Genomic DNA, 287 nt, shown 5'->3' on the forward strand with positions numbered 1-287 from the left:
CAACGCCGCCGCGCTCATCCACGGCCTCTCCCCGGACACGGTCCCGCACCCCCAGGACGCCCCCTGGCACCAGGTCCGCCTGCTCCTGCGCCTGCACCGCTACGCCCGCGAGGCCGTCAGCGGCCCGAAGGGCAACGCCGTCGTCGACCTGCGCCTGCTCTCCGCCGGCCAGGCCCTGAACCGCCACCGCGACGCCTCGGAGGCGGCGGCAGCGGCGGCCCAGGCGGCCCGTACCCCCCGGATCGCCCCGGCCACGGCCTACGCCCTCGGCGTGCTCCACGCCGACC

General features: G+C 78.7%; 1 pseudogene. It reads left to right on the forward strand.

Features of this window, described 5'->3' with window-relative positions:
* Window positions 1–287 (forward strand): annotated as a pseudogene (locus tag CCL05_RS19470) (CHAD domain-containing protein); the annotation flags it as partial.

It is taken from the genome of Streptomyces africanus, assembly GCF_002150735.1.
In the GTDB taxonomy this organism is placed as follows: Bacteria; Actinomycetota; Actinomycetes; order Streptomycetales; family Streptomycetaceae; genus Streptomyces; species Streptomyces africanus.